This is a genomic window from Bacillus sp. FSL K6-2944 (assembly GCF_038005385.1).
Lineage (GTDB): Bacteria > Bacillota > Bacilli > Bacillales > Bacillaceae_G > Bacillus_A > Bacillus_A cereus.
The window spans coordinates 720,984-727,115 of sequence record NZ_JBBOTE010000003.1 but is presented as its reverse complement, the minus strand read 5'-3'; the positions used below and the strand labels follow the sequence as shown (position 1 = coordinate 727,115).

Below are 6,132 nucleotides of genomic sequence, written 5' to 3'. Positions count from 1 at the left end.
ATAAAACGCTCTCGCTTTCACACGTCGATACGTACGTTCACTCATGCCAATTTCGTTATACACCATATAATCGCATACATCTTCGTCTTCTAAATATCGTTTCACTATAATGTCCCGCTGATTTTTCCCAGCTGTACTGTTTCCGAATCGACTCAATGCTTGTTCCACTCGAAATGCCATTTTCTCTAACCATTCTTCACGTTTGCTTTGTTGGATATTAGAGATTGCTACATCCTCTAACGGTTTGCCAACTGTATTTGTAGGACCATGCTCTCTCACTTTATAAGAAGGCGTGACTTTCATTTCCTTACGTATCATTCCAAATTGCTTATATATACGTACACTTTCCAAAATTTCCTCTACATTCTCTTGTGTTGCTGCTCGATCTATTTTTGGTAAAAAAGATAATTGCTCCGTCATTCCAGACCACTCCTTTTTCTTCTGTATTACTTTTGTCTTAACGCTCCACGTCTACGCTCATAACGTGGTCCATGCACCCCCATTAAATCCTCAATTTCACGAGTGCTAAAATTCTCTTTTGATTTTTTCTTTTTTATTTGTTTTTCCCATTCACGTAATAGATCCCTTCGCGCTTTCATTCTTTCCATCCCCCTTACAAAATAAGAAAAAGGGCACCCTTTCCTAAAACAGTTTGATTGCTGTTCTAAAAATCGGTGTCCTCCAGTTTTCTAGCCGGACTATATGTATTTCATCATGCTCAGCTATATAAAAAGATTTCTCCAAGCTTTCTCTAGTCTGTCTTTCTCTTCTTTTTGCATAGCCTTTGTACGACGAGCGATTGCCTTTTTTAATTTCTTTTTCTTCATCTTAGCTAAACCCGTCACTCCTTCTCTTTCAACACCCTTACTATCCATGTTCGGACGTTTTAATTCATTTAATACCCATTAACATTTAAAAATAATTGAATAGTGCATGGCACCCATCCATTCCTACTTACAAACGAATTATTTTATAAAAATTATTTAGTCAGGACCTCTAGACTCATTCCTCATATACAAAACTAACTTATTCTTCAAAAGCAGGTGAAAAACATGCCCTCTATCTTTGGAAATGTAGTCTTTCAAACAAGCAATGGTTCATTTCATTCGGGTAATTTTTATAACATTTCTCCCAAAGAAAATAGAAAAGGTTATCATGATTCTGATGCATCTCATGCAGCCTTCATTGTCAATACCTTTAATGGTGTTTGTTGTAAACCAAGACCAGGTTGGAACAACTTCATTGCCTCACTCTGAATACAAATCAATATTCTGTTCATGCTATAGATAACCCATTTTTGAACCACATTCCATGATTAGAGTAGTTAGCTTTTTGCTAGCTGCTCTTTTCTTTCGTTCCCCTTCCCAATTTGCACACACCCTAGATCATGTAAACCGCTTTCTTATCCATTTCCGGAATAATTCCTCGTTTCGTTAACATGTCATGAATAAACAATCTACCCTTTTGTGTCCAACGCGTATTCATTTTTATAGACCGACTACCGTCAGAATGCGTTACATCAACCGTTTGTGATTTTGTATAGCCGTTATTTTGATGTTTCACATATAGTAGCCATTGCTCGTTTACTTTATACTGTACTTTTTCATCCTTTAAGATTTTATTTAATCGAACGGCAGACAATCCATAATCAGCTGCAATTTGCGAAACGGTTACCGTATCTTTTGATTGAAGAATTTGATCGAGGTAGGTAATCTTGGATGCATTTTCTGCGACTTGCTGCGTTAACATGAGATTATTTTGTTCCGCCACTTGCCTAGCCAGTTGTTCGTCTTTCAATTGTGAAGCAAGGCTAATCAACAAGTCTGGATCTTGTAATAACGCGTTAATAGTAGGTGGTGTCATGTAAGCCCCATGTTTTCGAATACTTGGCAGCACTTCATCAAATACCCATTTTTCAAATTGTTCTGCTTGTGGAAGTTTGGATTTTACGAGTAATCTATATAAATTCCCCTCGTTTATGAATTTCTTCTCTTGTGTTCTTCCGAGTGAATCGATGACCTCGCAAAACGCGACCCCATCTTTTTTACAATGTTTACTTAAAGCATCATGAGGATTTGAGTACCCTAAAACTTTCGCAACATCGATTGCTGGAAAGTACTCTTTTCCACCCTTGATAAAAATCTCTATATTCCCGAACATGTTATGTGAAAATGTTTGCATTTGCGGCATTCCTCAATTCTCCTTTTCTACAAAATTCAAATTTTATGACTGAAATTTAACAGTTGCTGTTGTTTGTGTATGTGTCACCTTTCCATTTACCCAATATACAACTTGTTGCCCATACCCACTTTCTGGCGGTTTCACCCATGCGGCCGCTCCATCCGTCACAATATATACGCCATTTATCGTTACATTGATTTCTCCCTTCATATCCAGCACCTCTCCCCTACATTTTCTAGAAGGAACCCTTAATCTAGCTCCATAATTTCTTGTAACGTCAGCTTGGACACATACGCTTTGATGACTTGAATCTTTCCGAACATATCCCTGGCTTGTTCTTCCGCTCCCGCCCCAGATTTTGCTTCAAACCAGAACAACCTTTGTTTTTCATCTCGATCAAAAAATTCTACTGCGTATGTTCGTTTCGCTATACACTGCGATACAAACCGTTCTGCTGTACACTCCTCCAAACTACCTACCACATCTTCAAATGTGAGTTGTCTCATGCGCCTAACCCTATGACTCTTTTTTCAATCCTTCCTTTTCTTGCTAAATCCATAAGAAGTAAAGCCACTTCATCTGGGTCTCGTTCTATCCTCTGACCAATTGCAAATACACTCTCATTGTTGTTCCATGCCTCTTGTACTCGCCATACATCATCTTCATCCCAAAACATGTCCAGTTCTTCTAATGCAATATAAAGTTTGCGGCGTTCACTCTTCCTATATTTTCGATTCTGCGCGGCCATCGTATAATTTTCTAACTGTAACTCTGTCATACGCTTTCCCATTGATTATCTCCTCCTATATCGTTTTTTTGAAATTTCGCAATCTATAATTTTCACCCTGCATGTGTAGCACCTCTGCATTTTCCATCATCCTGCTAAAATCTCGTTCTCCATACATTGCCCCTAGTTCTTTTACCGTAAAATTCGTAGTAAATAATGTACTTTTTCCGACACGGCTGTCCACGATTTCATTTGTCTTCGTTTGTTTCCACGTTACGCCCTCTCTGTCTTTCTCTGTAAATTCCGCTCCAAAGTCATCCAAAATCAATACATCAACCTTTGCAAGGAGTGACATCAGCTTTCCTTCTGTCATGTCGCTATTTTTATTCCATGTTTCTTTAATCTTTGTAAACAGCATGTTCATCTGAATAAACAGTGCGCTGTGCCCTCTCTTCATGAGTTCTTTTGCAGCCGCTACACAAAGGTGACTTTTGCCAATTCCATACCCACCTGTCAGAATACGACTTGTTGGTTCTGTTTGCGCAAACGAGTCTACAAAATATTTCAAGTCTTGTTTGGCACCTGATAACGATTTGTTCGGTGGTATGTAATTTTCGAACGTTGCTTTTTTCAATTTTTCATTAATTAAACTATGATCTGCAAACGAATCATACAAACTTACAATTTCCTGTTTCTGTTTGATGTGTACCGTTTCTTGCGCTAACCGTTGGTCTTCCTGCTCCACAACTCTACAATGTGGGCAAAATTCTTCTTTCGTTGCAATATCCTTCAACATTCGCTTGTTACAAACATCTTTGATATGATGTTGTCCAACTACAAATATATTTTGACATCGATTCGCTGACACCGTATACTGTTGGACCCTTTCTTTAAAAGTCGTATGCTTCGATGAAGCGATTGTCTTTCCGAGTGATTGCATGATTCGTTCCTCCTCCATTTGGTCCATCTGAATGATTCACTGGTTCTTCGTTTAGATAACTTTCAAATTTCGTTCCAAATAACGTTTCTGGTCGTATATACTGTTTCATACGTGCATCTGTTAACCACTGCACTGTTTTTTGATCAATAACTTTCTGAAAATCCGATAGGATAAATCCTTCTTGCCATCTCGCTTTAATTAACGTTCTGTTTTTAGGCGTTTGATGTTTAAATGATTTATTGGCTTTTTCATTCAAATACAAAATAATCTCTTCGTAGGGGATAGTGTCTTTTCCTGTAGTAATCTCTGTAGTAGTCTTTGTAGTAATCTTTGTTAAAGAATTTCCCCTTTCGGTAAGTTCCATTTCATCCAAAGAGGCATTTGAAATTTTCCCAAAGGTCAAAATGGATTTTACCCTTTGGTTTATTTCAGGAATGTTGAGTTGAATATGATGTGTAGGTGCCCCATTAAACTTAAATGTTTGCACATTTACAAACCCTTTTTCTATTAAAATTTTAATCGCTCGATCATATTGTTTCGGTGTAATGCGAATCTCACTCCCCCAATCTTCACGGCTTTTCGCCAGCCAAAATGCACCATTCTTTTTCACTTTCAATTTACTCTTCCCCTGCTCATTCGGCAGATACCAATACACAATTTGTCCCAACAAAATCCCCGCTATTAAATCCCCTGTGAGATCTACATACGCGTGACGTACTGTAAAACCATTCCTCGCAAAAGCTTCCACCTCAAATATCTGTCCACTCATCTCCTGTTCTCACCCCTTCCACAACATACACTCTCGTAACTTATCTACTTGTCTTTTATGTACATGATTTGTTATACTATAAGAGCTTTCGAGTAGCTTGTGTTTTCAGTTTGGTATCTTGCTCTATACTAGTATCGCGGATAGAAAGACCTGATTTCAGGTCTTTTTGTCTGGTTATAAATTTTACATACTGACGAATCCGTTTACATATGATATACTAATCAAGATGAATGTTCATTTACATCAAATATGATGGCTAGGTACAGAAAAGGTCCTATTTTATAGGGCTTTTTCATATTTAAACGCCTTCCTCAAAAAACGTAATACCATGCACCCTTTCCACAACATCCTTTTTCGCACGATACAGCTCTGCCAATTCCCTTCGGGCTAATCGAGCTTCTTTAATCCAGATGCAAAACTGATAGGGATCATTCTTTTGCAGAGCTTCAACTTGTTTCTTTTCACAATACTGTAAAAATTCATCGAGTATTTGTTTCTTTTCTAAGTCTTTTGTTAGGACTGATTTGGTCACACCAATTCCCTCTCTTCTTTACATACGATAACCTCTCACCATTTGGACACATTTCCCAGTGCTTTCTAGAAAAGGATTATGCTATATTAATCATGTCGAAATATTTCGACACTCATAAGTAAGCGTTTTACAAATAGACATTGATACCGCATTCTCATTACACCTACATTCATCGGTATCGAAAAGCCCTTTATTGGGCTTTTTTCTTTTTCAGCCATTATGCATAATTACATATTTTTTCTATATATTGATTCGAAAAAATTATGTTATAATACATTCGCGTACAAAACTCTTATCCCATATTGACGGCTCTAGCATTCCGCTAGAGTCCTTTTTTTGTTCATACACCCTGCGTACTCGGAATGACTCGTATTGAGTTCGTATGACGATGTACTAAATGTAATTCGCCATCTACTTTCTTGTAGATCAACCAGTTATCTGGATTTAAGTTATACGAGTTGATATGTATCTTCTCTCTCTTCGTTGGTCGTTTACCATTTTTCATGCTTGTCCTCCCTCTATTTTTCAAACAGCTCATCCACTGTTGTTTTGAAATATTTTGCTAGTTTTTGAGCTTCTTTGAGGGTGAAGTCACGTTTGCCAGATTCTTTTAAGTAATACGTTTGCTGGTGCATGTTCACCATTTTTCCAACTTCCTCTTGCGTCATGCGTCGCTCTTTTCGAGCGATGAATAGGTTTTTGTTCATGGTACCCTCCTACTATAGATAACTTTTAGAGACGTCTTTTTTAGAGACCTTAACTTCAAAAAAATACTTACTTTGTCAATTCATCAATAGTCATTCCATATAAACCTGCCAATAGAGATAACTTAAATAATTTAGGTTCACGTTTGCCAGTTTCCACTTGAGAATATGAGTTTCTACTTGTATAACCCATTATCTTAGCAACTTCATTCTGAGTTAAACCTTTAGACAATCTAAGTTCCTTGATTTTCTCCGTATCCAATTTCATTTTTTATCATC

14 protein-coding genes are annotated in these 6,132 nt (G+C 37.4%); 1 reads left to right on the top strand and 13 read right to left on the bottom strand.

Annotated elements, in window-relative coordinates:
- The 3 genes from MHH55_RS30405 to MHH55_RS30395 form a co-directional block, all read right to left on the bottom strand.
- Positions 1 to 420: ArpU family phage packaging/lysis transcriptional regulator (locus MHH55_RS30405; RefSeq protein ID WP_078188178.1), on the bottom strand; the 420-nt coding region annotated here is incomplete at its 3' end.
- Between the two features lie 26 nt (positions 421 to 446).
- A complete protein-coding gene (locus MHH55_RS30400) occupies positions 447 to 599 on the bottom strand; it encodes a hypothetical protein (RefSeq protein ID WP_078188177.1) in 153 nt (50 codons plus the stop codon).
- Positions 600 to 722: 123 nt separating this feature from the next.
- The gene (locus MHH55_RS30395) at positions 723 to 827 is read right to left on the bottom strand and encodes a DUF3983 domain-containing protein (protein WP_256427957.1); all 105 of its coding nucleotides are present in this window, start codon (positions 825 to 827) and stop codon (positions 723 to 725) included.
- Positions 828 to 1,052: 225 nt separating this feature from the next.
- Here MHH55_RS30395 and MHH55_RS30390 point away from each other — a divergent pair, with 225 nt between their 5' ends.
- The gene (locus tag MHH55_RS30390) at positions 1,053 to 1,256 is read left to right on the top strand and encodes a spore germination protein (RefSeq protein WP_139362592.1); all 204 of its coding nucleotides are present in this window, start codon (positions 1,053 to 1,055) and stop codon (positions 1,254 to 1,256) included.
- 124 nt (positions 1,257 to 1,380) lie between these two features.
- Here MHH55_RS30390 and MHH55_RS30385 read toward each other — a convergent pair whose 3' ends face one another.
- The 10 genes from MHH55_RS30385 to MHH55_RS30340 all read right to left on the bottom strand — a co-directional run bounded on the left by MHH55_RS30385 (position 1,381) and on the right by MHH55_RS30340 (position 6,121).
- Entirely contained in the window at positions 1,381 to 2,190 is an 810-nt protein-coding gene (locus MHH55_RS30385; protein WP_340881982.1) for a phage antirepressor KilAC domain-containing protein, read from the bottom strand.
- A 33-nt stretch (positions 2,191 to 2,223) separates the two neighbouring features.
- Entirely contained in the window at positions 2,224 to 2,391 is a 168-nt protein-coding gene (locus MHH55_RS30380) for a DUF3954 domain-containing protein (protein WP_078188235.1), read from the bottom strand.
- A 38-nt stretch (positions 2,392 to 2,429) separates the two neighbouring features.
- Positions 2,430 to 2,687 (bottom strand): hypothetical protein, encoded by a 258-nt coding sequence (locus MHH55_RS30375; RefSeq protein ID WP_078188234.1) that lies wholly within the window; start codon positions 2,685 to 2,687, stop codon positions 2,430 to 2,432.
- The gene (locus MHH55_RS30370) at positions 2,684 to 2,971 is read right to left on the bottom strand and encodes a helix-turn-helix domain containing protein (protein ID WP_098856248.1); all 288 of its coding nucleotides are present in this window, start codon (positions 2,969 to 2,971) and stop codon (positions 2,684 to 2,686) included. The genes MHH55_RS30375 and MHH55_RS30370 overlap by 4 nt, the downstream gene beginning before the upstream one ends.
- A 13-nt stretch (positions 2,972 to 2,984) precedes the next feature.
- Positions 2,985 to 3,848: an ATP-binding protein gene (locus MHH55_RS30365; protein WP_233935757.1), complete on the bottom strand. Its 864-nt coding sequence runs from the start codon at positions 3,846 to 3,848 to the stop codon at positions 2,985 to 2,987.
- The gene (locus tag MHH55_RS30360; RefSeq protein WP_340827889.1) at positions 3,799 to 4,617 is read right to left on the bottom strand and encodes a conserved phage C-terminal domain-containing protein; all 819 of its coding nucleotides are present in this window, start codon (positions 4,615 to 4,617) and stop codon (positions 3,799 to 3,801) included. The genes MHH55_RS30365 and MHH55_RS30360 overlap by 50 nt, the downstream gene beginning before the upstream one ends.
- A gap of 298 nt (positions 4,618 to 4,915) precedes the next feature.
- The gene (locus MHH55_RS30355; protein ID WP_445661837.1) at positions 4,916 to 5,149 is read right to left on the bottom strand and encodes a hypothetical protein; all 234 of its coding nucleotides are present in this window, start codon (positions 5,147 to 5,149) and stop codon (positions 4,916 to 4,918) included.
- 340 nt (positions 5,150 to 5,489) lie between these two features.
- Positions 5,490 to 5,654 (bottom strand): DUF6906 family protein, encoded by a 165-nt coding sequence (locus tag MHH55_RS30350; protein WP_176116590.1) that lies wholly within the window; start codon positions 5,652 to 5,654, stop codon positions 5,490 to 5,492.
- 13 nt (positions 5,655 to 5,667) lie between these two features.
- A complete protein-coding gene (locus MHH55_RS30345; protein WP_078186945.1) occupies positions 5,668 to 5,856 on the bottom strand; it encodes a helix-turn-helix transcriptional regulator in 189 nt (62 codons plus the stop codon).
- 67 nt (positions 5,857 to 5,923) lie between these two features.
- Positions 5,924 to 6,121: a helix-turn-helix domain-containing protein gene (locus MHH55_RS30340; protein WP_078186944.1), complete on the bottom strand. Its 198-nt coding sequence runs from the start codon at positions 6,119 to 6,121 to the stop codon at positions 5,924 to 5,926.
- Positions 6,122 to 6,132 lie beyond the last annotated feature (11 nt).

What these genes read in the sequence shown, in the direction of transcription:
- MHH55_RS30400 (WP_078188177.1), bottom strand. Translation starts at nt 599, where the DNA reads ATGAAAGCGCGAAGGGATCTATTACGTGAATGGGAAAAACAAATAAAA.
- MHH55_RS30395 (WP_256427957.1), bottom strand. Translation starts at nt 827, where the DNA reads ATGAAGAAAAAGAAATTAAAAAAGGCAATCGCTCGTCGTACAAAGGCT.
- MHH55_RS30390 (WP_139362592.1), top strand. Translation starts at nt 1,053, where the DNA reads ATGCCCTCTATCTTTGGAAATGTAGTCTTTCAAACAAGCAATGGTTCA.
- MHH55_RS30385 (WP_340881982.1), bottom strand. Translation starts at nt 2,190, where the DNA reads ATGCCGCAAATGCAAACATTTTCACATAACATGTTCGGGAATATAGAG.
- MHH55_RS30380 (WP_078188235.1), bottom strand. Translation starts at nt 2,391, where the DNA reads ATGAAGGGAGAAATCAATGTAACGATAAATGGCGTATATATTGTGACG.
- MHH55_RS30375 (WP_078188234.1), bottom strand. Translation starts at nt 2,687, where the DNA reads ATGAGACAACTCACATTTGAAGATGTGGTAGGTAGTTTGGAGGAGTGT.
- MHH55_RS30370 (WP_098856248.1), bottom strand. Translation starts at nt 2,971, where the DNA reads ATGGGAAAGCGTATGACAGAGTTACAGTTAGAAAATTATACGATGGCC.
- MHH55_RS30365 (WP_233935757.1), bottom strand. Translation starts at nt 3,848, where the DNA reads ATGCAATCACTCGGAAAGACAATCGCTTCATCGAAGCATACGACTTTT.
- MHH55_RS30360 (WP_340827889.1), bottom strand. Translation starts at nt 4,617, where the DNA reads ATGAGTGGACAGATATTTGAGGTGGAAGCTTTTGCGAGGAATGGTTTT.
- MHH55_RS30350 (WP_176116590.1), bottom strand. Translation starts at nt 5,654, where the DNA reads ATGAAAAATGGTAAACGACCAACGAAGAGAGAGAAGATACATATCAAC.
- MHH55_RS30345 (WP_078186945.1), bottom strand. Translation starts at nt 5,856, where the DNA reads ATGAACAAAAACCTATTCATCGCTCGAAAAGAGCGACGCATGACGCAA.
- MHH55_RS30340 (WP_078186944.1), bottom strand. Translation starts at nt 6,121, where the DNA reads ATGAAATTGGATACGGAGAAAATCAAGGAACTTAGATTGTCTAAAGGT.